This window comes from Methanolobus halotolerans, from assembly GCF_004745425.1.
Lineage (GTDB): Archaea > Halobacteriota > Methanosarcinia > Methanosarcinales > Methanosarcinaceae > Methanolobus > Methanolobus halotolerans.
Window position 1 is genome coordinate 98,457 of the sequence record NZ_PGGK01000007.1, and the last position, 26,549, is coordinate 125,005.

The 26,549-nt window shown below is 45.9% G+C and carries 19 protein-coding genes and 1 pseudogene; 11 read left to right on the top strand and 9 right to left on the bottom strand.

Annotation, left to right across the window (positions count from 1 at the left end):
* Positions 1-104: 104 nt before the first annotated feature.
* The 5 genes from argS to mtbA all read right to left on the bottom strand — a co-directional run bounded on the left by argS (position 105) and on the right by mtbA (position 6,674).
* Entirely contained in the window at positions 105-1,808 is a 1,704-nt protein-coding gene (argS, locus tag CUN85_RS08085; RefSeq protein ID WP_135389816.1) for an arginine--tRNA ligase, read from the bottom strand.
* A 20-nt stretch (positions 1,809-1,828) separates the two neighbouring features.
* The gene (gene prf1 / locus CUN85_RS08090; protein ID WP_135389817.1) at positions 1,829-3,079 is read right to left on the bottom strand and encodes a peptide chain release factor aRF-1; all 1,251 of its coding nucleotides are present in this window, start codon (positions 3,077-3,079) and stop codon (positions 1,829-1,831) included.
* A gap of 129 nt (positions 3,080-3,208) precedes the next feature.
* The gene (gene twy1 / locus CUN85_RS08095) at positions 3,209-4,147 is read right to left on the bottom strand and encodes a 4-demethylwyosine synthase TYW1 (RefSeq protein WP_135389818.1); all 939 of its coding nucleotides are present in this window, start codon (positions 4,145-4,147) and stop codon (positions 3,209-3,211) included.
* Positions 4,148-4,233: 86 nt separating this feature from the next.
* Positions 4,234-5,526, bottom strand: coding sequence for a M18 family aminopeptidase (locus CUN85_RS08100; protein WP_135389819.1), 1,293 nt, complete (start codon positions 5,524-5,526; stop codon positions 4,234-4,236).
* Between the two features lie 128 nt (positions 5,527-5,654).
* Positions 5,655-6,674 carry a methylcobamide:CoM methyltransferase MtbA gene (gene mtbA, locus CUN85_RS08105; RefSeq protein WP_135389820.1) on the bottom strand — a complete coding sequence of 340 codons (1,020 nt, stop codon included), beginning with the start codon at positions 6,672-6,674 and terminating at the stop codon, positions 5,655-5,657.
* 618 nt (positions 6,675-7,292) lie between these two features.
* Here mtbA and CUN85_RS08110 point away from each other — a divergent pair.
* Complete coding sequence (locus tag CUN85_RS08110; protein ID WP_135389821.1) at positions 7,293-8,666, top strand: monomethylamine:corrinoid methyltransferase; 1,374 nt, start codon at positions 7,293-7,295, stop codon at positions 8,664-8,666.
* A gap of 223 nt (positions 8,667-8,889) precedes the next feature.
* Here CUN85_RS08110 and CUN85_RS08115 read toward each other — a convergent pair.
* Positions 8,890-10,266 (bottom strand): annotated as a pseudogene (locus CUN85_RS08115) (monomethylamine:corrinoid methyltransferase).
* Between the two features lie 12 nt (positions 10,267-10,278).
* Complete coding sequence (locus tag CUN85_RS08120) at positions 10,279-10,929, bottom strand: methyltransferase cognate corrinoid protein (protein ID WP_135389822.1); 651 nt, start codon at positions 10,927-10,929, stop codon at positions 10,279-10,281.
* 375 nt (positions 10,930-11,304) lie between these two features.
* Between CUN85_RS08120 and CUN85_RS08125 the strand changes: the two genes are divergently transcribed.
* From CUN85_RS08125 to CUN85_RS08165, 9 genes are all read left to right on the top strand, one after another.
* Positions 11,305-12,129 carry a helix-turn-helix transcriptional regulator gene (locus tag CUN85_RS08125; RefSeq protein WP_135389823.1) on the top strand — a complete coding sequence of 275 codons (825 nt, stop codon included), beginning with the start codon at positions 11,305-11,307 and terminating at the stop codon, positions 12,127-12,129.
* Positions 12,130-12,921, top strand: a complete 792-nt coding sequence (locus tag CUN85_RS08130; RefSeq protein WP_135389824.1) for a helix-turn-helix transcriptional regulator — start codon at positions 12,130-12,132, stop codon at positions 12,919-12,921. It abuts the gene before it with no gap.
* A gap of 6 nt (positions 12,922-12,927) precedes the next feature.
* On the top strand, positions 12,928-15,804 hold the full coding sequence (locus tag CUN85_RS08135) for a PAS domain S-box protein (protein WP_235856256.1): 2,877 nt from the start codon (positions 12,928-12,930) through the stop codon (positions 15,802-15,804).
* Positions 15,805-15,815: 11 nt separating this feature from the next.
* On the top strand, positions 15,816-16,202 hold the full coding sequence (locus CUN85_RS08140; RefSeq protein ID WP_135389825.1) for a response regulator: 387 nt from the start codon (positions 15,816-15,818) through the stop codon (positions 16,200-16,202).
* 627 nt (positions 16,203-16,829) lie between these two features.
* A complete protein-coding gene (gene pylS / locus CUN85_RS08145; RefSeq protein WP_135389826.1) occupies positions 16,830-18,188 on the top strand; it encodes a pyrrolysine--tRNA(Pyl) ligase in 1,359 nt (452 codons plus the stop codon).
* Between the two features lie 9 nt (positions 18,189-18,197).
* Positions 18,198-19,286 carry a methylornithine synthase PylB gene (gene pylB, locus CUN85_RS08150; protein WP_135389827.1) on the top strand — a complete coding sequence of 363 codons (1,089 nt, stop codon included), beginning with the start codon at positions 18,198-18,200 and terminating at the stop codon, positions 19,284-19,286.
* Positions 19,283-20,389: a 3-methylornithine--L-lysine ligase PylC gene (gene pylC, locus CUN85_RS08155; protein WP_135389828.1), complete on the top strand. Its 1,107-nt coding sequence runs from the start codon at positions 19,283-19,285 to the stop codon at positions 20,387-20,389. Before pylB ends, pylC begins: the two co-directional genes overlap by 4 nt.
* Before the next feature lie 2 nt (positions 20,390-20,391).
* The gene (gene pylD, locus CUN85_RS08160) at positions 20,392-21,171 is read left to right on the top strand and encodes a 3-methylornithyl-N6-L-lysine dehydrogenase PylD (RefSeq protein ID WP_135389829.1); all 780 of its coding nucleotides are present in this window, start codon (positions 20,392-20,394) and stop codon (positions 21,169-21,171) included.
* Positions 21,172-21,190: 19 nt separating this feature from the next.
* Positions 21,191-22,822: a methylamine methyltransferase corrinoid protein reductive activase gene (locus CUN85_RS08165; RefSeq protein ID WP_135389830.1), complete on the top strand. Its 1,632-nt coding sequence runs from the start codon at positions 21,191-21,193 to the stop codon at positions 22,820-22,822.
* Positions 22,823-22,828: 6 nt separating this feature from the next.
* Here the strand turns inward: CUN85_RS08165 and CUN85_RS08170 are convergent, their stop codons facing one another.
* Positions 22,829-24,352 carry a DNA-directed DNA polymerase II small subunit gene (locus tag CUN85_RS08170; RefSeq protein WP_135389831.1) on the bottom strand — a complete coding sequence of 508 codons (1,524 nt, stop codon included), beginning with the start codon at positions 24,350-24,352 and terminating at the stop codon, positions 22,829-22,831.
* A 144-nt stretch (positions 24,353-24,496) separates the two neighbouring features.
* On the opposite strand from CUN85_RS08170, the gene CUN85_RS08175 reads away from it, so the two are divergent.
* Entirely contained in the window at positions 24,497-25,057 is a 561-nt protein-coding gene (locus tag CUN85_RS08175) for a signal peptidase I (protein ID WP_135389832.1), read from the top strand.
* Here the strand turns inward: CUN85_RS08175 and CUN85_RS08180 are convergent, their stop codons facing one another.
* Positions 25,058-26,293, bottom strand: a complete 1,236-nt coding sequence (locus tag CUN85_RS08180; protein WP_135389833.1) for an ORC1-type DNA replication protein — start codon at positions 26,291-26,293, stop codon at positions 25,058-25,060. It abuts the gene before it with no gap.
* Positions 26,294-26,549: the final 256 nt, after the last annotated feature.

The following is a 26,549-nucleotide window of genomic DNA, read 5'->3' on the forward strand; positions in this document are numbered from 1 at the left end:
CAGCATGTTCCACAATAACCTCCTGCATACCAGGAAATCCGTATTCAAACAGCAAAAACTCAGAAAAAGCAATACACATCCAAAAAAAAGAATTGCAAGCCTGGTCACATAGACTCAGGCGCAGCTATTCCAAGAGTATCAAGTGCACTTGCAAGTACTATCCTTGCACAGTCCACCAATGCAAGCCTGATTGCCCTCAGTTCTTCATCCTCGGCATTTATTACAGGAACGAACCTGTAGAACTGGTTGAAAGACTCGGCAAGCTCTCTTGCATAAATGGCAATTGCATTGGGTTTGAGCTCCCTCGCAGAAGTATCTATAACACTGTCAAATGATGCCATCTTCTTAACCAGATCCACTTCCGTATCCTCTACAAGCAAAGACGGGTCGATAGGCCTGGAAGGGTCCCACAATCCTTCCTCTTCAGCTTTTTTGAGAATATTACAGGCACGGGCATGCGAATACTGGATGAAGGGACCGCCCTGCTTCTCAAAGTCCAGGGCTTCCTTCCAGTTGAAGACTGTGGATTTTTCAGGGGAGACTTTCACGATATCATATCTGACTGCACCTATTCCCACGTTTCTTGCTACCTCTTTCTTGAACTCATCCGGCATCTCAGGCCGACGTTTATCCACTTCTGCATATGCCTGTTTCTCGATCTGGTCAAGCAGCTCATCCGCCGGGATGAACTTGCCTCTGCGGGTGCTCATGGAGCCCTCTGGAAGTGAAACGAACTCGAATATCACAATCTCAGGCTCACGCTTGCCTATTGCATTCAATGTCGCCTTGAGCTGTCCCGATATCAGTTTATGGTCCGCACCCAGCACATCTATCATCCTGTCGGCCCTCTCTCCCTTCCATTCGTGGTATGCAAGATCACGTGTGGTATAAAGGGATGTACCATCGGAACGCTGGATAACCAGGGTCTTTTCAAAACCGTAATCCGAAAGATCTACAACAAGGGCACCGTTGTCAATTTCGGTCCTGCCGATAGCCTTTATTTCCCCGACGATCCTGGAAACTGCACCCGAGCGAATGAAACCGGATTCATGCGGGAAACTGTCATGAGTGACATTCATACGTTGCAACGTTTCCCTGATACCTTTTATCGCAAAGGCAACAGCATCATCGAAACTCTTGATGGTCGCCTCATCCCCTTTTTCAACAAGCTGCATACGGCTATCAATCTCAGATACCTTTTCAGGATTTGCAATAAGCTCCGCATTGGCCTTTATGTAAACATCTGCGATCGCATGGTCTGGCTTTCTTGAGCTGTCGAAACCGAACAGGGAAAGTGCCCATGAGACAATTGCTATCTGGCGGCCCATGTCGTTTACATAGTACTGGGTCTCGACATCATAACCAGCACGCCTGAGCACACGCATGAGTGTATCACCGATAATGGAATTGCGGATATGACCTACGTGCAGAGGACCGTTAGGATTTGCTGATGTGTGCTCCAGCAATATCCTTCCCTGACAGAAACCACCACCGAAGCCGGCTTCCTCCTGCCTTATCCTGAAAACGGTCTCATCTATATATTTCCTGTTAGCATCTATATTGATATAGGGACCGACCGTAGTGATCTTTCCTATAAGGGAATCTTCCGGCAAGATTATGGCTTCGGATATCCTTTCAGCAAGCTCTTTGGGATTCTGTCTGGCCTGTGATGCAAGGCGGAATGCGGCCTTTGAAGCAATATCTGCATGCTGGGATGCTTCCAGCCCAAGATCATCCGTCTGGAGGCCCAGTGACGCAATGGCATCCCTAAGAATTGAAGTAACCTGTTTTTTAAACTCAAGGAACAAGATAACACCTCAAAGTACTATCATATACCCGTATTGAAACGCAGTATCGCAACTATTCCGCCGAAAGCGCTGAACAACTGAGAACCCTCATCAAAGTCCGTTGATATAAAATCCACTTCCGTTGACATCTGATCTGCAAGTTCGGATAGTTCATCAACCACATCGACCCTTTCAACGATCTCAAGGTTGCTACCGCACTCGGGACACTGACCCGATACATCATCATCCGGCTGGTCACCCGGTGTGAAATTCCTGCTTACCTTGTTCTCATAATCACCTGTGGGACATCGCAGGGTCAGACGCTCGGCCCTGAGACCTTCGGATATCATTAATATCTCCACAGCCCCCATAGTCAGGTTCTGTCTGACCTGTGACTCACCATAGGCAGCTTTTCCTGAGTCGGATACAAGCTCTGCAAGGAAACGCTGCATCAGTTTTTTCTCAACCATTAGATCAATATCAGCAAGCCTCTCACTGGCAGCATTGACAAGTTCGGAAAGACCGGACTCATCCGTATAGGCGGTATCGAACAGTCCCAGTATCTTCTTCTGCAATTCATGGTGCAGGAAATCCCCGGAATCAAATTCTTCTTTTGTAGGGGAAGGGCCTCCGATGAGCACACCTTCGAAATCCTTATGATCGACTGTAAGGAAAACATCACTTGCAGCTTCACCAATACGCTTATAGAATTCATGGATGGCGATAAGCCTCAGCTGCTGGAACCTGTGAGCACTCTGACCACCCTTTCTCTGTTTTCCGGGAACCGAGGATGTGAGGTGCCTGTATGATTCAATGTGTTTTCCTACCAGCAGGCCCACCGTGGCTTCTCTCCTGTCAAGCACAAGCAGACCGAACGTCTTTACGTCCCTTAACATTTCATCGAGTGGTTCAAGGAAGAACGAGGAGTCACAGTGATACCTGTAAGTTACCAGTGGCTGCGGAGGCTCGACAATCATGGACTCCATATTTGTCTTGTTGGCACCGATGTCCACAGCGCCGGTGAAGAACACAATACCGTTCTCAGGGACCTCTACATACCTCAGCCTGGAAAGCAGGGATTCCAGTGCACCCTGAACATTATCTCTTGTAACCTTGGATTTAATGTTGGCCGCCTGGCCGTGCTCTGTCCTGAGCTGGGAGGTGACATCGGATATTTGCTTGGTGGGGGGGATATAAAGTGATACCAGTTCAGTACCACGACCCTTCTTGGTTCGCAGTTCCTCTAACTGTTTCTTGAATTCATACTTAGAATGAGCAGATTGTTCAGACATATTGAAAATACTCCGCGATTGAAGTGAACTATAATTATTTCCTATCTTCGATTAGATTGCTATTTCATATGACATCTAACTATAAATATAGATTGTGACAAGGACTGTGACAGGCCCGCATCCTGCCAGTCAGACAAGGGGCGAGACCGAGCCGTCCTTTGAAAGTAAGACTACCCTGCTTACCGCTACATCATCAGCTATCCTGTATCCGAGGTTCTCTGCGATCTTCCCGGAAAAGTCAAGCACCTCTTCGTGAGAAGGCATTGCCTCGCGTGGCAGCCGCTTCCTGGAAAAACCCAGGTGCATGTAAGCCTTGACCTCTATATAATCCGGTTCTGCTTTCCTTATAAGTTCAGCATAGCCCTCAGGATCGAACATATTCACACCCTTGATCAAAGTTATACGTATGACGGTTCTTGTATCTTTGTTCTTAAGTATTGCAAGGGATTCATTTATCCTGTCCCATAACTCAGGAGACTTTGGGGCGCAGACCTTTTCGTAAGTTTGCAGGTCCGGTGCATCCAGACTCATATAAAGTTGCGATGGATCGATCTTTGCCATCATTGCAGGTACAGTGCCATTGCTCACTACAAAGGTAGTAAAGCCCTGTTCTTTGAACTCCTCTATGAGTTCTGGCAGATGCGGGAAAAGCGTGGGCTCCCCTGATAGGGATATAGCCACATGCCGGGGCTCATTGCCCTCCATCCAGAGGTCTCTGGGAGCCGAGTCTCCAAAGCCTGATATGAGCTTTCGCTGAGATTCGATACAAGACCCCACTATTTCCACTGGAGAGTTCCAGTCTCCGGGCATGGGCACATCGATCTCCGTTGGTCTCCAGCAATGCAGGCATTTTTGATTGCACATCAGTGTCGGGGTCATTTGCAGGCAACGATGGGACTGTATACTGTAAAAGGCGGACTTATAACACTCACCTTCATTTTTGATTGCCCTGCCAAGCCAGAGACAAGTCTTCACAGCCGAATGCTTGCCGGCAAGACTGTAGCCCTGTTTTTTCAGCAGACTTTTAAAGTCCGTGATATCATGGACCTTTTGCTTTCTTCTGGACATTTGGCTGTAATTAAAATTTCAGTATATATAAAGTATGAGTATAGGCAAAACATATTCTGATAAAGTTAAATCCGTCAAAGTATGTATCATTCCTCTAATTGGAAAAATATCTTGAATATCTTGATGGAATCCAGGAAGTCCTGTTTGCCCATCAGCTCCCTGGTCGAATGCATTGCCAACATCGGCACTCCCACATCCACCACATGAACAGGCAGATATTTGCTGAGCAACGGACCCAGAGTCTTTCCTCCCGGTTGATCTGAATGGTTCGTGAATTTCTGATATTTCACACCTGCTCTGTCACAGAGTTGCTGGAAAGCTGCAATGGTCTCCACTTCTGATGCATATGAACGATTTCCACTGATCTTAATAGTTATTCCTTTGTTCATTACAGGTTTGTTGGTGATATCGTTCTTTTCACTGTAATTGGGATGGAATCCATGAGCGCCATCAGCTGATATCACAAAGAAGTCCATCATCTGACTGGTGAATTCTTTTTCTATTCCCGGCGTTACCATAAGAATCCTTTCCAGGATCGTGCTCAGCATCATGGAGTCCGCACCTTGCCGGGTTGTGGAGCCTATCTCTTCATTATCCATGAATGCCACCATGTTGATCCCATCCTTATGCTTCGATCCTATAAGAGCTTCCATAGCAGCATAAACCATAGACAGATCATCGATCCTCGGACAAGAGATGAATTCTTCTCTGGCTCCCACTAACATACCTTCTTCACAACAATAGACATTCAGATCCATGTCCAGAATATCTTCACGACTCCCCCCGGCTTCCTTCGCAACAAGATCCAGCAGATAATTATCCTTGATCTCATCTTCAATCAACTGGCTCAGGAGGGGTTGCATTTCTTTTTGCACCTTGAGCTCCACACCTTTATTGGCCTCGCGGTTCATGTGGATGGCCAGATTCGGGATGATAAGTATTGGTCTTTCAAAATCCAGGTGGATTACTTTAGGCTTTAGCACCTTATCTGACTTCACCGCGATCCTTCCGGCGATAGATAAAGGACGGTCAAACCAGGTATTCAGAATAGGGCCGCCGTATCGCTCCACATTCAGTGTCACCAGTCCTTCACTGTCCGTCTCAGGATTGGGTTTGACCCTGAATCCGGGATTATCCGTATGGGCAGCAATCATCTTTACTCCTTTTGTCAGATATTGATTGCTTCCTATAGTAAAGCCCACCAGCATGGAAGGATAGGGTGCCAGATAGTATTTCCCCATAGAATCCAACATCCATGGCTCGGTCATATTCAATTCTATAAAGCCTTCAGCATCCAGGCGTCTTCTTATTGCATCCACCGTCTGAACCGCTGTTGTCGCTTTTTTCATAAATCCAAAAAAATCGCTGATATAATCCATATGGATAATAGATTCTCAGGATACTTAATGCTGTAAGTTTATACTGAAAAGAAAAAATTCTCCGGGGAAGGAGGTACAATCCATCTGAAGAATTCAGCCCGGAGAAATAAACAACTGTCAGAATGGTTTCAATATTTGTGGCTCTTCGCCATTTCGATCATTGCCTGAAGGTTCTCGGTAGGTGTCTTGCTGACAATACCACAACCAGGTGCAAGAAGGCCTACGCCTGCATCCAGGACCTTCCGGGATTCTTCCTTTACGACCTCAGGTGTCTGGTTCCAGAGCACGTTCACGGGATCAAGGTTACCCACGATCACAGCCTTGTCAACCTTGCTTACTGCAGTTGCAACGTCCACATTCTGGTCAACACTGATAGCATCGACTTCAGAGGCTTCCATAAGTGCAAGGCCCTGAGTGGTATCACCACATATGTGCAATACTACAGGAACATTAAGCTCATGCATTGCGTCAGCAATCTTTTTGTGGTAAGGCACGACGAACTTCTCATAGAGCTCAGCACCGATGAGCTGTGCACTGGCTGTCGGGTCGATGATGACCATGGTGTCAGCACCGTTCTCGACCATCTTCTTTGCGTAGGCGACATTGAAATCGGTTGTGAACTCCATGAGTTCAAGGCCAAAGGCCTCGTTCGTGAAGATAGCCATGAACCAGTCGTCACCATTGAGGTGCTGGGCAAGAGAGAAAGGACCAATCATACTGCCCATAATTGGAAGTTCATCACCATACTTGTCTGCAAGGATCTTGATAGCATCGCATACGACTCCGATTCTTCCATGATCAAGGTCATAGCCTTTTAGTTTGTTGATCTCCTCTGCGTCCTTTACAACATGACCAACTACTGAAGGCTGCTGTTCCTGAGTTCCCTGTTTGATCTCACAGCCGAAGAACTCAGCTTCTGCTGTAATATCGAAAGGAACACGTACAGCCTCAAAACCTACGACAGTGTGACCTGCTTCGGCAAGTGCTGCCATCTTTTCTGCGTCATCGTTAGCCTCAGGCCAGAAGGCTCCGCTGGCTTCCATCTGTTCCACAGTCCCTGTCTGGGTAACTGATACTGCTGGCATCCTGTCAACGGACTGACCGGTCAAGGCACGTGCTAATCTTTCTTTTGGAGTATATTCAACCATAATTTTAAGCTCCTGATATGTATAGTAAGATGAAATGCAGATTGCCTGGATATATATTTTACGATTAAGCGTCAAGTAAATTTAAATATGAGATATACGCAAAACTGACCCGTAAAGAATAAGTAGAAGAAAAATTCAATTTTAGAATATGCTGAACATATAGTGAGAAATAAAGAAAAAAGCTTCTTAAGATGCTTATTTTCCAGAAAAAAACAGACCAGTCTTCAAAATATAAATCACTTTATACGTAAAAAATATTGATAGCAGCATAAAATATACGTGTTTCTGAATAAGAGGGAAGTAAGCATAAAATATAAATAATATATCACTTGCCCCACCAGTAACAGAATTGAAACTGTATGTTGCACCAAAACATGGTTCCTAAAGAACAATTTTCACTAGAGCGATCTATTCGAACAGACAAATCCCGTTTGCAAAAAAAGAGTTCAGGAACTAAATTTCTATGAACTGGCAACGCAGATATACTTAGAGAACCTAGAAAAAACTATAAATATATGTGTAAATAAGCATTTTTATACATAAACAGAAGATTATATGCAATATTACAATATTGTGCCACATAGATCGTATAAATCTGCTCCGGTCTAAGGTGAAAATATGCAAAACATGTACAAATATCTCAAAAGTGCAATTGAAGGCGAGGGCAAAACCGAAAAACGACATGATCTGGAAGTATTCAAGAGATCAGAAGAACTTGCCTTAAAATATGACATTGAATATGACGGGAATAGTTTCGTACCCATTGACCTTGAAATGGCAGATGCCACATTCGAAGCAGGCATCGAGCTCCTGCATACCGTAGGCATATACTGCAAAAGTACACAAAGAGTCATCCAGATAGATGAAGAGGATATCCTGAAATCACTTAACGTTATCAACCCTCTTGAGATAGGCAGACAGAAGGAAAAAATCACCGTGCCTCACAGATATCCACTGGCTTCCATCCCACCAGTGATTATCGGAGGACCAATGGGAGGTAGTGTTTCCGAAGAGAACTTCGTCTACATTAACTTAAGCGCAGCAATGGAAAACGTTGTCCAGGGAATTTATAGCGGAGCGATGAAACAATTCTGCGGGGAATACATCCGGCCAAAGAGTCCCCTTGAGATGTTGTCAGTTCTGAAAGCAGCAAGGCTTGAAAGGATTGCCACAAAGATAGGAGGACGTGAAGGTCTCGCACTTTTAGGGCCCAGCACACCAACTCTTCCCACTTCATATTTGCTTGTATCATCAGATGAACTTTACTCGTGCAACGACCCGCAGGAAGTATACATGGATGACCTGAAGACTGATTATGAAACACTCTCCAAGTGTATCTACCATCAGGAACACGGAAACCATTATATTTCCGGCCAGGTGCCTGTCTTCGGCGGACCCTGCATCGGATCACCCGAAGGGCTGGCAATAATAGATGTGGCTGAGACCCTGCAGTCAAAGGTACTTGCACATTCAAGCATCCACGCCTCCGGAGCTGTACATGTGGAAAGTGGCTCATCTTCTGCCAGAGAGATAATGTGGGCTTCCAATCTCTCATCCCTTGCCGTCTCCCGCAACATGAACTATTACACAGCAAGATACTACTGGAATGCGGCAGGCATATGCACGGAAATGATGTTCTGCGAGACCGCAGCCCAGGCGATCGGAGATACCGTATGCGGCAGGGATATTCTACTTGGACCGGTAGGAGCACGTGGAGGAGTTCCCGACCACTCATCAGGCGTCGAATCAAGATTCATGGGTGAAATATCGCAGATGGCAACTCACCTGTCCTTAGAGGAGGCCAACAGGCTGGTAGGAAAGATATACTCCAAGTATGAGGACAAACTAAACAATCCACCCGAAGGAAAACCCTTCGACAAATGTTACAGGATAAAATCCGAATACGATCTCGAACCCACCGAAGAATACAACTCACTCTACAGAAAGGTCTCATACGACATTCTTGGAGATTTCCCGGGAGAGCCGGTTTAAAACTGAGCACCCGGATACATCTTTTTTTATCGGGAACAGGGCTTCTTCAAAAACATTTCATTGAATAACTTAAAAATTGCAGGAACTGCGGGAAGAGCCTATAGACTCACGAAAATTAGTTTTGGAATGTAATTATTCTCAAAAAATAGAGAGTGAGCCAGCGGTGATTAGACGCTGGCTGCTAGGGAAGTGATAAACTATGTTATCACAGTGAGTTAGGGTCTCAGAATACGAGCCCGAGCTCTTCGAGCTTCCTGCGGGCACCTTCGTAGACCTTTACGTATTCATCGGTTGGTGTTACGGTAGCTACATCGTAACATTCCTGGAAGGTCTTACCTTCTGGTGCGTTTGCATAGTCTTTCTCGTAGAGTTTTACCAGGCTGTCAAGTATCCTGTTAACCTCTTCGATCTCCATACCTGCGGTTGCCCTTGCGACCTCTCCCATCATCCTGGCTTCCATACCCGTGGTCTTGTCCTGGACAACACCTTTTGCTGCTGCAACGCCGGATAGGATCTCACGGCCGGAGGAAGTGTCGGTCATGGATTGTGCGGATGCTTCCAGCAGACACATCTCTGTACACGGACCTGCACATGGATAGTACTGGTTACCTGAGATCATGTTGGTGAACTCGGAGATAGTTGCACACGTCCAGCCTGCGATCATGAGGGTCTCACGGGTGTTGGTGGAGCCCCAGCGGATATGCACCGGGCCGTCAAGATGCCAGCTTGCATTGCTCATCACGAAAGCATTGATGTGGGTTGCGATATCAACGATAGCAGTTTCTTCTATGCCACCGGCATAACCACCAAAGATAGGCATCTGCTCATCCATGATGATGTCACTGTTACCCTGATAATGGGCCATTACACTGATAGCGTCAAGGTCGATCTTAAGCTCATTGAGCTGGGAGACCTCGTGGCTGTCGCTGCTGATCTGGCCACCGGCACAGTCAGAAGCGATATTTCCCTGAGCTGACAGGGAAGTCTCAGGTCCCTATATGGCTATGCCTGGCCTGCCGGCCATTGCAGCTGCAGTCTTGATGAGCCTGCCTTCTGTTTTGGCAGCCAGGATCTCATACGGGCTTCCAGGGATCGGAGGTTTGCCGCGGACCGTCATCATGACACCGTTGACGATGGTGTCGACTTCCTTCTCAAGAGCATAGCTCAGGTGTACAGGCATGAACATATCTTCGGAAATGGGGGAACCGGTTGGACCACCCTGCACGATCGGCTTTCTCTTATCGCCTACGTTTCTTTTCCTGACGTTTACGGCATCCCTGCCGGTTCCGAGAACGAATTCCTTCTGAACGTTGTTAATAGCGTCCCATATCTCATCTTCGGTATACTTTACCACACGGCTTGTGTCGGTACAGAATATACCACACTCAAGCAGCATCTCAAAGCCTGCCTTGAACAGGTTTTCCATCATGCCCTTGTCTGTAGGAACGAACTCGTTCTTGAAGTCAAGGTTGTACTTCTGCTTGAGTTCAATTGCCTTCATCGGAATGGTCATGAGGTCCCAGTCGTCCTGGCTCGTCTTCTGACCTTTCTTTGCACGGTCATAGAACTCAAAACAATCAACTGATCTTGTAAATGTCATTCTGGATCCTCCTTATTTCATGATGTTTAGAGCCACACGTGCTGCATCAGCTGCATTCTCTGCTGTTGCGTCCGCTCCGATCTCATCGATCCATTTCTGGGACACGGGTGCGCCACCGAACATTATCTTCACATCATCCCTGAGACCTTCTTCCTGGATAGCTTCAACCGTATCCTTTTGTCCTAGCATGGATGTTGTCATGAGCGCAGAACCTGCAAGGATTACTTTGTGACCTTTGAGCTTCTTGATCTCATCTATAATAGAATCGTTTGGAACGTCCACTCCCAGGTCAACTATCTTGAAACCGTTTGCTCCAAGCATCGTTGATACCAAGCGGTGACCGATGTCGTGGATGTCTCCTTCCTGTACAAAAGTGATTGCCGTTCCCACACCCTCGCCTACCTTCGCCTTCTCGAGTTCGGGTGTGAGAATCTCCATTGCGGCGTTCATGGCCTTTGCAGACATCATGATCTGTGGCAGATAGATCTCTGCTGCCTCGAACTTATCTCCTACGATCTTCATGCCTACTGAGAGCCCTCCTTCAATAGCTTCAACAGGACCGATACCCGCATCCAGTGCTTCCTGTGCAGCTGTTGCAGTACTGTTGATATCCTGCTTGACAATCGAGTCTCTGAGTTTGTCTAAGATTTCTTGCTTTCCCATTGATTCACCTTGTATTTTTTATTTAATATTATTTTTATAGTGTTGCAACTATCCAATATTCAGTTCCCCGAAAAATCAATCCGTAACGGGGATATTCAACGGACAACCGCATCTAATGAATGGAAGGACATCGTAACATATAGTATAATTCTTGTTGATTTTCCATTGACTGCCCTAAATTACTCTTAACATGTGTATCTGAGAAAGACGCAATAATTCCCTACATGCAACAAATATTACAGAGACACGGTACTTGCAGAAGGTATATTAATTGTCATCTGCCTTGTGACTTGTAAGCACTTATGTTGATCCACAGCCAAATTACATTAATATAATACTAATTCAAACAAGTCTAATAACCAGGATGCTAAGAGTATGAGATCATCACTTGTCAACGTTGTGTGGTTTTCTGAAAAAAGAAGAAACCTGCTTCTGCTTTTGAGCGAGGGTAAAAGGGATATCGAGCAGATTAAAAGATCCCTTAATGTGACAACCAGGTCTATAATGCCACAGATAAAGACACTCAGGTATGAACATCTTATTATCCAGGAAGGAGACTACTTCAGTCTGACATCCGTGGGGGAGATCATTGTTAAGAACATGCTTCCTTTTATGGAAAACTCGCGGATTGTGGAAGAAAACCGGGATTTCTGGGCCAGTCGCAATATAGATGCAATACCTCCGCACCTGTTCAGCAATATCCGCGAACTGGGGCACTATTTTCTGATCGAGCCCGATATGAACCATTTGTTCGAACTTCCAAGAGAATTTATAGAGAATATCCCCAAATCAAAACACATCACAACATTTGTTTCATATATTCATCCTGCTTTTCCTTCCCTTTATTCAAAAGTATCCCTTTCAGGTGTGGGAATAACACTTTTCCTGACAGCAGAGACGCTGGAGAAACTGGAGCAGGAAAATGAGGAAGATTTCAGGAAGATGATAGAAAAAGGTAATACGGATATATTCCTCTATGAAGGAAATCCCAGGCTCCCCATGGTAACAGTGACCGATTGGTTCAGTTACATCTGCCTTTTTAATAACGAAGGAAGGTACGATCACAGGGATGTAATAAGCTTTGATGAAAGTGCTCTGAACTGGTGTCAGGACCTTTTCGATCATTACAGGCAAAACTCGAGAAAAGTCTATTCCGGAAAGTTTGCGAAACCAAGGTTAAGTGTTTCGGAGATGAGCTGAATGGGGTCCTCTCTTCTGGAAATGGTCTGGTTTTCAGAAAAAAGAAGGAAACTGCTACTCTTATTACTGGACGGTCCGAAGAGCCCGGAGGAGATTAAAAAGGCCTTTGGGGTAAACTGGCGTTCCCTGATATTACCTCTCAAAGAACTAAGAGAGGAAGAACTGATCCTTAATGAGAATGGAAATTATCAACTGTCTGTTATCGGTAAGCTGATCACTGAAAGTGTGAAGCCTATGGATGAAGTTCTAAATATGTTTGAAGGTAACACCGAGTACTGGGCCAACCGGAACCTGACTGCCATTCCGCAGCAACTTCGGGACCGGATAGGCGAAATCGGGAACTATCAGGTAATCGAACCTGACCTTAACCATATGTTCGATCCACCTGAACAGGTTTTCAGCCGTCTCAGAGAGTCCGGTTTTGTGTACTCCATATTCTCTATATACCATCCCCTGTACATGCCACTTTACTGCGAGCTTGCAGAGAAGGGTACCCGGGTATCATTGATAGTCACAGAACCCGTACTTGAAAGAATGAATGAAGACTGCAAAAAAGAAAAGGAAAAAATGGAGCAACTGCAAAATACAAACCTGTTCCTTTATAGGACGGGAAATGCAGGAATGATCCCGCCTTCAGTAGTGGTCTCAGACAGGATATTCATGGCAAGCTTTTTCAGTCTGAGCGGAAAGTACGACCACAGGGACGTAGTGAGCTTTACAGAAAGTTCCATGGAATGGGGCGAGGAACTTTTCGAATCTTACAAACTAAGATCATATGAGCTTAAAGGGTAGTAGCAGATGAAAACGCTCCATATGTTCAAACCCGGCCGGATGCCTATAAAGGCCAAACTTACCTTGTATATCGTAATCGGGGTCTTTCTGGTACTTGCAGCTTCAACGGCCGTAAGCATCTCAACCGTTATTGCACAGGAAAGGGAACTGGCGTATCAGCAATCAGTGGAGATGGGAAGGCATTATGCAAACCAGTTCGACGGTGATATGAAGGCAAACATGGCCATTGCAAATACTCTTGCGCGCACCATGGAGATGTACCAGTCCGCTGACAGGGAAGAGGTTAACAATATCCTTGAGAATGTCCTGGAGGAGTATCCTTCCCTCACCGGGGTCTATGTGGGATATGAGGAGAATGCCTTTGATAACCGGGACAGTGAGTATGCAGGTACCCCGGGCCATGATCAGACAGGCAGATTCGTACCCTACTGGAACACTATCAACGGACCTATCAGTGTTGAGCCTCTCGTATTCTACGATGAGCAGGACTACTATCAGTTGCCTGAAAAAACCAAGATGTCAGTGGTTACAGAACCCTATTTCTACCAAGGTATCTTTATGGTCAGCTTCGATTCACCCATCTTCAGGGACGGAGAGTTTGTGGGTATTGCAGGCGTGGACGTATCGCTGGAGTACATCGACGAAGAGGTCAGTGATATAAGAGCCTTTGATACAGGCTATGCATTCGTGACCGGAAACACAGGAATTATCGTATCACACCCCGAATATAAGGACAGGATGGGCACCCAGACCCTTTACGACTTCGACATCCCTGAAATATCCGAAGCTGCTGACGATATCAGAGAGGGAAAAGGCGGCAGCCTGGAAACCGTTGACCCGGCCACAGGTAAGGAAGTGGTCATGTTCTATGAGCCTGTCAAAACAGGGAACTACTCCTTCGTGCTGGTGGTCCCCAAAGAAGAGATGTATGCAGGAGCAACATACCTGCGAAACAGGCTGATGGTGATATCTGCGATCTCAATAGCCTTTATGGCTGCGATCTCCTATCTTATTGCAGTATCGATAACCACTCCCATAAACAATATAGTTAACAATTTCAGGGATATAGCAAATGATGCTGTCAACGGTAAACTGGATACCAGAGCCGAAACCGATGTGGAATGGGATTTCAGGGAAATTCCTGCCGGACTTAACGATATTCTGGAAGCTGTGATCGCTCCTATGCGTGAAACCATAAGGGTAACAAATGCACTTGCAAAAGGCGAGCTGGAAGCACGCACCAAACTGGAGCTAAAGGGTGAGTTCAAGCAGCTGGGTGATACACTGGATGATTTTGCGGACTCTCTGAACGATATAGTTGCAGACTCCACCAAAGTGCTTACTGCCATACAGAAAAATGATTTCTCCCGCAGTGTCAGTGTACATGGGGAAGGGGATTTCAAAATACTGACCCATGGGATAGAGGAGACGAGACACTCCTTAAGCGTGGCTATTTCCGAACAGAAAAGGGCAGAAAAGGCGCTCAGGGATTCCGAAAGGAAATTCAGGATACTGTTCGAGAGTCCCAATGATGCGATCTACCTTCATGATCTGCAGGGCAGGTTCATAGAAGTGAACGAAGTTGCATGCGAACGAATGGGATATACACACGCTGAGTTCCTTACAATGACACAGATGGATCTCGATGTTTCCTACAGCGGGAGGGATCTGCTGAGAAGGATCCGTATGCTCTGTAAATTAAAGAGCAATCTTCTTGAGACGGTCCATATGAGAAAGGACGGATCGACATTCCCTGTGGAACTCAGCAGCCGCATTGTCAAATATGAAGGAAATAATGCAGTTATCACTATTGTGCGTGATATCAGCAAAAGGAAGCAGACCGAAAAGGCACTGACCCAGTATGCTGAAGAGCTCAAGCATTCCAACGAGCTAAAGGAAGAGATGGAGAACATAATCAACCACAGTCCCGTGATAGTCTTTAAATGGAAGGCCGAAAAGGAATGGCCTGTGGAATTCGTATCCCGCAATGTGGAGCAGATCGGCTATTCGGTCGAGGATTTCACATCCAACCGCATAAACTATGCCGATATAGTCCACCCGGATGATTCGCATAGAACACATTTGCATCTGTCCAGATACTATCATGCACGATCCACCGAGCTTAACTGGGAATACAGGATCTTCACAAAGGCAGGTGATATCAGGTGGGTCGATGAAAGGACATTAATCTATCGACATCACGACGGAAGTATTACCATACAGGGTATAATCCTTGACATAACAGAACGCAAAGAAGCCGAAGAGGCATTATTGCAAACCGAGAAGATACGTAAGAAGGAGATCCACCACCGCGTCAAGAACAATCTGCAGGTGATCTCAAGCTTGCTTTACCTTGCATCCGAGAACTTCAAGGACAACGATGTAATAGAAGCTTTTATGGACAGTCGCAACCGTGTGAGGTCAATGGCTCTGATACACGAAGAGCTGTACCAGTCAAAGGACATGTCCAGTATTGATTTTGCAGATTATACAGAGAACCTGCTCAAATACCTGTCTGGATCATACGGGTTCGATGATAAGAACATCAAACTGGATTCAGATATCGATGATGTGTATCTGGGAGTTGACACTGCAGTTCCCCTTGGTATGATTATCAACGAACTCGTATCGAATTCATTGAAACATGCTTTTAACAACGCAGAACATGGGACTATCAATGTGGACCTGAAAGTCCAGAACAGCCGTTTTATTCTGAAAGTCAGGGATAACGGTGTCGGTCTGCCACCTGATATCGACTTCAGGGATACGGAGTCATTAGGTTTGCAACTTGTTACAACTCTGGTGGACCAGATAGACGGTAGCATTGAACTTGCTACAAACAATGGAACCGAATTCACAATCATTTTTAATGAAGTTAAATAGGGGTGTAAATATTGAATAAAGCAAAAATACTGGTTGTTGAGGATGAGAACGTTGTCGCACTGGAGATAAAGAAAAGGTTAATAAGACTTGGATATGTGGTGCCCAGTGTAGCTGCATCGGGTAAAGATGCCATCATCAAGGCAAAGGGGTTTCTTCCGGACCTTGTACTTATGGATATCAGGCTCAAGGGGGAAATGGACGGTATCGAAGCTGCACAGGAAATCCGAACACAGCTGGGTATCCCTGTGATCTATCTTACCGCACACTCGGATGAAGAGACACTTAAAAGAGCAAAACAAACAGAGCCGGAAGGATATATACTAAAACCCTTTGTTGAGGACGATCTTCGTACCATCATCGAAGTTGCTCTTTATAAATATCAGAAACAAAGTGTCTGAGACATTATTTCAATCGGATAATTAAGAGGTATTTTTCTAAGCTGTTAACTATTTTTATATGTAGCTTTGGATCTGCAAAGTATCGCATCTTCTGACAATTTGCAAACCAGCTGCATATTATGACAGAATGATGCTAAATATCAGCGTGATCAAGTATTAATCAGACCCGATCATGGCATATGATCTGCAACTGTCAGGCGGCTTCAGTGACACGCATATCAGATGAACGGGGTCTAATGAGCGGGGCCTTATCCATAAGGGGTGCAGGTCTGCATCCCTGTCACTTCTTTCCTGTTAGTAACGAATGAATCAATATCTATATATATAAGCAATAATTGCATTTTTAGACAAACTATAAATACTGGCAATTATGGGCAATATATATATATGCCGATGAGGAGATTCTTAGTTGTATTGGATCCAGAGCTATCAGGACCCGATGCAGTACAATAACGATGCAGAGCCTTTAAATGCAAAAATGCATGCATCTCTGGCAATAGCAATGCACTAAATGAAAGGAAGGATATCAAATGTTATTCACGAAAAGCACAGGAAGTAACTGGACACTCGAATTCCTCGGATTCTAGGAAATGATCAAAAAAGAGCCCGATACAAGGAGCTGACAGCATGGAAAAAAAGCCATTAGACTCATTAATATCCAAAAACGGTCTCTGGGTGTCGAGAAACGGACACCTGCACGGGATAAGAAGTTGCGAAGCATCCCAGAAGAACCTGCGTATAACAATGGATTGCGGAGAAGTGATCAAGGTCAGGAATTCCAGATCCAGCAGAGCCGCAAGGTCCCTCAGGAACCATAAATTCCGCAAACCCTGTAAAAGATGTCGTGTCCCGGAAGAAAAGGTAAAAGAATTTTCAGCAAAGGTCTCTAAGAACGAGGTCAAAGTTACGGTCAGGACCGTACCTTCATCACAATTCAATTCATACAGGAATGACACCCGTACAAGTGAAATACCGGATATGCCGGCACCAGTAAAAAATTCACCACAGCAACAGGCCGGTCCGACCAAAGCATCCTTAACTACTGATCCTGGTAACCCGGTCCTGGAACAAACCAAGCCAGCTGCTGCACAGACATTCGTACCACAGCCAAGGACCCACAGACCCAAGGTAAAGAAGGCCGCCAACCACTCTTTCCAGAAACCGGTCAAGCCCGTGAAAGCTGAATTTACCCAGAGCCAGAAGAACAGGATACTTTCATTGCTGGGGCCCGGAGAGATGGTTTCGTTCTCAAAGGAGAAACGTTCCTTTGCAGAACTGGAATCCGCACTGATGAGCCAGAGGAAGAAAGACATCAGGGAAATGTATGAGAACAGCAGGGAAAACCTGCTCGGTAAACTTGAGAGGACAATAACAGAGTTCTTTGTGGACATGGGATTCCTTGAGGTCAAATCACCCATACTCATCCCCTTCGAATATATGGAAAGAATGGGGGTCGGCGAAGATAAGAAACTCTCGGAGCAGATATTCAGGGTTGGTGACAATATGTGCCTGAGACCCATGCTTGCTCCGGGTCTTTACAACCACCTGCGTAAGTTCGATAACGTGCTCCCCGATCCTGTGAGGATATTCGAGATTGGTCCGTGCTACCGCAAGGAATCGGACGGTAACAGTCATCTTGAAGAGTTCACGATGCTCAATTTCTGCCAGATGGGTTCAAGGTGCACAAAAGAGGAGCTTGAATTCCTTATCGGTGAGTTCCTGGACTTCCTGGGTATCGAATATGAGATCGTTCCCGACAGCTGCATGGTCTATGGTGCGACCATGGATGTAATGTACAAGAACATGGAGCTCTCTTCCGCTGTTGTAGGACCGATACCCATGGATATGGACTGGGGTATTGACAAACCCTGGATAGGAGCAGGCTTCGGGCTTGAAAGACTACTGAAAGCAAAACATAATTACAAGAACATCAAACGTGCTGCAAGGTCCGAGTCATACTACAATGGCATCTGCACAACCCTGTGAGGTGGTATATTGCTAAAGAATATGACACAAAAAGAACTCGACAATCTTGCAGTGGAAATACTGGGCGGTTCGGATCTGACCGACAATGAACTCCGGGAACTGCTCAGCATTACTGAAAAGGATGAACTTGAAAACCTCTATTATGTTTCAAGGAAGATCAGGGACCACTTTTTTGAAAACAGGGTCTTCCTTTACAGTTTTATTTACTTTTCCACCTATTGCAGGAATAAATGTACTTTCTGCTATTACAGGGAATCAAACAGCATAAACAGGTACCGTCTCGGAATTGAGGAAGTACGGGACATATGCCGGACCCTGAAGGGAGACAATATTCACATGGTCGACCTGACCATGGGTGAAGACCCTTATTTCCATGAACGTCCTGAAAGGTTCGCAGACCTTGTCAGGGCCGTTAAGGAAGAGCTGGACCTTCCGATAATGATATCTCCTGGAGTCATGGGAACCAGATCCCTGAGAGAACTCTACGACAGTGGTGCCGACTTCCTTGCCCTGTATCAGGAAACACATGATCGGCAACTCTACAGACAACTGAGAGTAGGGCAGTCCTTTGAGAACAGGGTCAACGCACGCAGGTTTGCAAAGAGTATAGGTTACTGTGTTGAAGACGGGATACTGACCGGTGTTGGGAATGACATAGAATCAACTATCAGGTCCCTGAGAGGTATGGAAGAGAACAAACCTGACATGGTCAGGGTCATGACCTTTGTTCCACAGGAAGGGACCCCCCTTGGAAAAAGGGACCCTGAATCCAGCAGGGAAGAACTTAAAATAATAGCAATACTAAGACTTTTGTTCCCTGACAGGCTCATACCGGCATCTCTGGACCTGGAAGGTATTCCCGGCATGGTACACAGGTTGAACGCCGGAGCAAACGTTGTAACATCCATAATCCCTTCTGATTCAACCCTTGAAGGTGTTGTCAACTATGACAGGGGTCTTGAGAGACACCGGGACCCTAAAAGTGTTATTCAGACCCTCAGGAACATGGGCATGGAAACTGCAAGCCGGGCTGATTTTGAGAAGATCCTGAAAAGGTCTGTCAGAAGGAATCCTGAAGTACCGGCGGTAGCTCTATGAGAACAATATGCATCATAGGCGGCAAACTTCAGGGATTCGAGGTTACATACCTTGCACACAAAGCATGCATGAAAGTTGTGCTTGTGGACCGCAGAGAGAAGCCCCTGATAAGCAACGCTGTTGACAGTTTCCACTGTTTCGACATAGTTGCGGAACCTGATAAACTCAGGGAAATCTCAAAAAATGTGGATGCCATCATCCCTGTAAATGAGAACATCGAGACCATCGGATTTCTCAAGATCCTGAAAGACGAACTGTCCTGTCCTGTGTTATTCGATTTTGATGCCTATAATATAAGCATGGATAAGAAACGTTCCAAGGACTTCTTTTATTCCATTGACGTACCCACACCTGCTGACAATCCCGCATCCCCTCCGTATTTTATCAAACCTCCGTGTGAAAGCAGCAGTGTGGGTACTTCTATTATTTATGATGAAAGCGAACTTGAGGAGCTTGATCCGACCATGCTTGTGGAGGAGTATGTACAGGGAGATATCGTTTCCCTTGAGGTTATCGGTGACGGAGAGCACTTTATGCTTGCAAAGGAAACAAAGGTCCATGTGGACGGAACATATGACTGCCATATGGTGACCCCAGCCCGTTATCACCAGGAACTGAGGGATATCTCATGTAAACTGGCAAGGAGCATGGGACTTCGGGGAATAATGGACATCGAGGCAATAGACAGTCCAGAGGGGCTGAAAATTCTGGAGATCGATGCCAGGTTTCCCAGTCAGACACCTTCTGTGGTCTACCACTCTTCTGGCATAAATCTTGTCGAGATGTTATTGCAGGCTTTCCTGACAGGTATCGAAGAAAAAGAAATCTTAGAGACTGTTCCTGACAGATATCACTGCACCTTTGAGCAACTCGGCTTAAGGGAAGGTGAACTTGTACCGGTTGGCGAGCACGTCATCTCACAGGGTACTGATTATAATGTATTCTATACCTCCGAAGGTGTCGATATCTTCGAATGCACCGGGAGCACAAGGGTCTTCACCCTCATGAGCTGGGGTCCAGGGGAAGAGGAAGCTGAAAATCACAGGCAAAGAGGGCTCAGTATTGTCAGGGAGTACCTCGGAATTAAAAATATGGAGGAGTAAAAGTGGCACTTTTAACACCGCAGGATCTTGAGAACCTGTCAGTACAGCTCGAGGAGAACGATGAGATAGTAAGAAGAGTCACAGGTCTTAATATAAAGCAAATATGCGAGGAGCTGTATGGAAAAGAACTTGGTTTCCCGAAAATCGGGATTATCCCCATAACTGCAGGCAACGGGATAATCGGCAACTTCACGTCATCACTGTTGTTTATTGTGCAATATTTCGGTCTTGAGGGATTTATAACCGAGCACCCCGATATCACAGGTTATTACGAGGCCGTTTCACAGGGCGCTGACATTATACTGATGGCAGACGATCATATATTCGTTGCACATAATCTTCGTAACGAGAAGATCGTGAGCAACCATGTAGCAACCGGTGTGATATATGCAGATATTGCTTCAAGATTTGAGGAAGCAAATTCAAAGGATATACTTGTTATCGGACTTGGAAGGGTGGGTTATGCAGGAGCGTGCCACCTTGTGAACAAGGGTTTCAATGTCTATGCCTGTGACCCGAACAAGGATTTCCTCAAGAAGGCTGTCGATGAGCTGGGTATAAAGCCCTACTGCAGCGATGACAGGAAGAAATTTTCCATGGTATTCGAGGCCACACCTAATGCAGACACAATTTCCGAAGGCATGATCGAGGAAAGATGTCTTGTCTCGACTCCCGGTATACCATGCGGCCTGCCTCCGGAGATCGGCAGCAAGTATCGTGTCGACCTGGTTATGGAACCCCTAGTGTTAGGAGTTGCCTCCATGCTGTATTCCGTTATCTGAAAACATAGGAGAATAAGAAATGTACGTAATAGCCCTGGACCTTGGAACTAGCGGTTTTAGATCGCAGCTGATAGATCTTGAAAAGCAGGAAACTGTGAAAACAGTGATAACCATGGGGCATCCCCTTCCCGGCGGGAACGTGATGGACCATCTCGACTTTGCCATAACCACCGGAGCTGATGTTGCACACGGGCTTATGATCGAAACAGTAAGAAAGCTGCTGGAAAAATTTGCAGTAAGACCTGAAGAGATAGCAAGAATCGCAGTCTGCGGGAATCCGATCCAGCTCTCACTTTTCCAGAACCTGGAGATCAGGGATCTTGCATATGCAGGAAAGAACAAGCAGGCTGCCCTGGGTGTCCAGGATGTCAAAAGGGAGGCAAGGATATTCCCTGCAAACGACATATTCAAGGACATCTTCGAAATGGACAACTGTGAGATTGTCGTACCGCCTGCCATCAAGCACGAGATCGGGGCTGATGCCCTTGCCATGATGCTGGAAACGGATTTTATCAACCAGGAAGAGATCTGTCTTGTAACGGACTATGGTACCAATGCAGAGATGGCATTAAAGATCGGGGGCAGGATCATGACAGCAAGTGCGGCTGCAGGCCCTGCCATCGAAGGTCAGGGGATTGCCTGTGGAATGCTTGCGGGTCCTGGTGCCATCAGCGATGTTAACTTCGAGAATGGATATTGGAGGCTTACAGTCCTGGATGGTACCATCAATCCAGTAGAAGGACCACTGGTCGAGCCGGTCAGCGGGGAGACTATTGAAAGTACAGGGATGGTCCCGAAGGGTATCACAGGTACAGGAGTTATTTCCACCATTGCACTGGCCCTGAAGACAGGGATTATAGAAAAACTTCCGAAACTCCCCAACGGGAGACTGATCCTCGGTGACGGGATAATCATTACTGAGAAGGATGTCGAAGAGGTTGGGAAGGCTATCGGTGCCATCAGGGCGGCACATATGACACTCATGGTCGAGGCCGGCATGAAGCTGGAGGACCTCAGATACTCATACATGTCCGGGGCAACCGGCACGTATGTGGATGCCGAAAAGGCAAGACATATAGGTTCTGTTCCGGGGTTTTCCCAGGGGATAATTCAGTTCGGTAACACTTCCATCGGACTTGCCAGGAAGCTGGCCATCGACAGTTCAAGGCTCGAGGAAGTTACCGCTATTGCAGGAAAGATACAGGCAGACCATATCATGATGGCAACCAGCGAGACCTTCAAGGATATATATGTCTGCGAACTTTCCACATGGCAGCATGGAATGCCCCGTGAGATGTATGACCAAATGCTGCAGATGTACGGTCTCCCGGCCTTCCCGAAGGACCTTGGTGAGGTTTACATAGAAAAAAGAGTAAAAAGGGACATCGAAGATGTGGGAATCCTCGGACTGGAAATCGTAACAGATATCGGTATAATACTGGAAGCTCCAGTAAAAAAATGTATTCTCTGTCACGAATGTGAGGAAGAATGCCCCGAAGATGCCGTTGTGATAGTTGAGAAGGACGGGCAGAGGTTTGCAAATATCGACAGCCAGCATTGTCTTGGCACCAGTTGCAGGCGCTGTGTAGCTATCTGCCCTGAGCAGACCATGGATCACACAATCCTGCAGATAAAAGAGAAGAGTCTTTAAAATTCACTATTCATCGAACCTGAGAATGCTCGTCCTGTATGTAGCAAGATCGACAACAGGTACCTGGCAGGGAGTAGGAACAACGTTCATCCTTTTCTGGAACTCTGTCTGGTCCTGCCAGGTTCCCGAATTTATAAGCAGCACATTCTTGTACCATTCCACACCCACGGTATGCACGTGACCGCAATGCAATATGTCAGGCACGTGACTAAGCACGAAATGATCGTTCTTTTCAGGTGCAATGGAAACACGGCTTCCGTACATCGGGGACAGGTGCCTGAACTTCATCATCTCTACCATACCCTTTGTAGGTGCATGATATGACACACCGGGTACGGCAGCAACAAGATCATCGATAGAGCGCCCGTGGTAGATCAGTATCTTCGTACCGTCCAGATCCACCATTGAGGGATTTCCCACGAAGGTAACGTTGGACGGGAAGTCGACCCTGATACACTCGGGGAGCTTTGGCTGTGGTTCAGCCTGGCGTACAGCATCATGGTTTCCCGGAGAAATTATCACCTTTATATGTTTTGGTATCTCGTCAAAATATTCGGCAGCTTTTCGGTACTGGTCATACACATCCGGGATGGTGAGCTCATGTTCCTGTCCGGGATAGATGCCTACTCCGTCGACCAGGTCACCCGCCACCACAAGGTAGCGCACTTCCCTTGAAATAGCAGCAAGGGCTTCATTATCAGTATCCCCTTTCAGGAAATCTACAAAGCGCTCCCACGGTTCTTCAAGGAAGGTGGAACTGCCGACGTGTACATCTGAGGTGAGAACTGCTTTTCCGGAGCTTCCACTCTTTTTGGCCATGGTGTTCGGCAGGTCCGGAAGGATTATCTTCCGGGCTATCATCAGTTTTCCGTCGTTTGTAAGAATACCGGAAAAACCCACTACCTCATCCAGTACAAGGTGTGTGGCCTGTTCATACAGTTCCTTATCGGCCATGCGCACCAGGACTGAGAACGAACCCGTGGTATCCTCAACTTCCAGGATCTTATGACCATTACTGGTGCTCTTGATATTGGAAATCATGCCGATTATGGAGACCTCACCGAAATCCTTACCTCCCCGCAGTCCAGGAGAGCGATTCTTGCTCAGGCTTTCGATAGGTCTTGCATTGACTCTGGAACGTATGATCTCACTGAGCCTGCTGTAACGGTTCCTGAAGAACTGGACAAACTCTATATATTCACCCACGCAGGTGGAATTATCAGAGATGTCCGAAATAACAGATACGGGATTATCAGATAAGGAAAGATCGTTACTGGTAACAACCGATGATAATGGTCTTGAAGCCTGGATCGTAAAAGTGTCATCGGAATCAGGACCAGTATCAAAAGTACCAACCGTTTCAAGGTCTATATGCTCCATATCGATAACCAGTACGGATGCATCAATATTTTCAAGGACATGCTGTATCAGCTTCTCAGGAGAACAATGGGAACATATGAGTTCCACTGCTTCAGCAGTTATCTGATAACCTTCTTCGATAAAAACCGTCAGGACATCGACTTCATTCATGGTTGACCGGGGAGTGTTTTTGAAGTATGAACAAACAATAACTGAATTGCAATTAATAATCCATACGTTAAGATTTTATTGGCTGCAGGTATATTCCTTATCCTAAAATATTCTTTTGTATTCTAGGATCCAGGCAGGAACGAAATGACCTTCAAAGATAAATATAGGGCCTTTAAAGAAAGTGATAACTTTTACGTATCACTTACCCGTGATATTTTATCAGTATTCATAGCCGTCTTGATATTTGCCTCTTTTTCACAGGTAGTCTTTGGAATGTGGACTCCCATGGTCGCCGTTGAGTCAGGGAGCATGGAACCACATATGAAAGTCGGTGATATTGTTTTCATAAAGAGCATTGACCGGACCGAAATTGTGACATACTCGGAAGGTATGAACGAGTACACATCCTTTGGAACTTACGGAGATGTGATACTGTACAAGCCTTACGGAAAGGAAGGTGTTACGCCCATCATACACCGAGCGATGTATCATGTGGAAGAGGGAGAGCCCATGTGGGAAGACGGGCCGGAGGCACCCCATTCTGGTTACATAACAAAGGGCGACAACAGGCAAACTAATCGATACTACGACCAGCAGGGCCAGGTAAGTTATCTCTTGCCAGTGAAAGAAGAATGGGTTATCGGTGTTGCACAGTACAGAATACCATATCTGGGTTACCTGCGGCTGATGCTCCCAAACCTGTGATCATAGATGCAGCTGGGTTGTCATTACAGGTTTAAAACCATCCAGGGGTTTTAGCCTGTAATCCTCGAACAATACTTTCTTGGTGCTTGTTATGGGTACGCTCAAGACTATTTCCTTTGTCCTGCCGTACCTGCCTTTGCTCACTACCACGGCATTGACGATGCCCAGCATGTCCAACTCGGACATCAGGTCGGTTACCCTGCGCTGGGTAAGGATATCCATATCCACATGAATACAGAGCTGGCGATATACATTATAGACCTCCCCTGTTGTGACGTTCCTGTAGCCATTGTTCCTTAAGATCATCACACTATAGAGAGCGAGTTTGGATTGAGTGGGAAGCGTGCGCACAACCTCGACCACGCGGTCAATCTCGATCTTTTCCTGGGCGTTCTTAACATGCTGTTCCTCTACTCTGGATTTGTTCTCACGTTCTGCTATCTCACCTGCAACTCTGAGAAGATCCAATGCACGCCTTGCATCGCCATGCTCCTGGGCAGCGAAAGCAGCACAAAGAGGTATGACAAGTTCATCAAGTGCATCTTCCTTGTACGCGATTTGTGCTCTTTCATGGAGAATGTCACTTATCTGGTCCGCATCATATGGAGGAAAGATAATCTCTTCCTCACCGAGAGAACTCTTGACTCTGGGATCCAGGAACTCAGTGAATTTTAGGTCGTTGGAAACACCGATCATGCTTACTTTTGCCTGCTCAAGATCCGTGTTTATACGGGAAAGATTATAAAGAACATCATCACCTTTTTTTATCAATTTATCTATCTCATCGAGAATTATGATAATTACCTGTTTTTCAGAATCGATAGCATCCTTGAACTTTGCGAACACCTGATCAGTAGGCCATCCGGTCATCGGTACATCTTCACCGAACTGTCTTGAAAGGTTGGCAAGTAATCTGTACTGAGTGTCTATTACCTCACAATTCAGATAAACTACTTTACAGGACGTACCAAGAGACTCGCCTTTTCTTTCCAGTTCAATACCAATATGACGTGTAACAGCCGTTTTTCCTGTACCTGTTTTACCATAAATAAGGATGTTTGAGGGAGTATCTCCCCTTAAAGCGGAAACCAGAATGGAAGCGAGACTGTTGATCTGATCATCTCGGTGAACTAAAGAATCCGGAGTATAGGAATGCCTTAAAACCTCCTTGTTCATGAAAATAGGTTCGCTTTCCAATAATTCCTGAAACAAACCATCCAATGACTTATTTTGCATTTTTAATGTCACCCTGTCCATTCATTAACAAGACTATAATTATTATGATAGAACAAGAATTATAAAGACAAATAGAGCGTTTTTCATCCATCTCTTTGTTCCAAGGGATACATAGGAAGAGTAGCTTATTAATGCTTATGGTGGAGACCCCCCTGTTTCAAGTGGAACTGAATAAATAACATAAGATAAACAACAAAAACATGCTCTAGAAAACATTTTTGAGGAAAATTATGTACAGCTTATTAAGATTGTTATA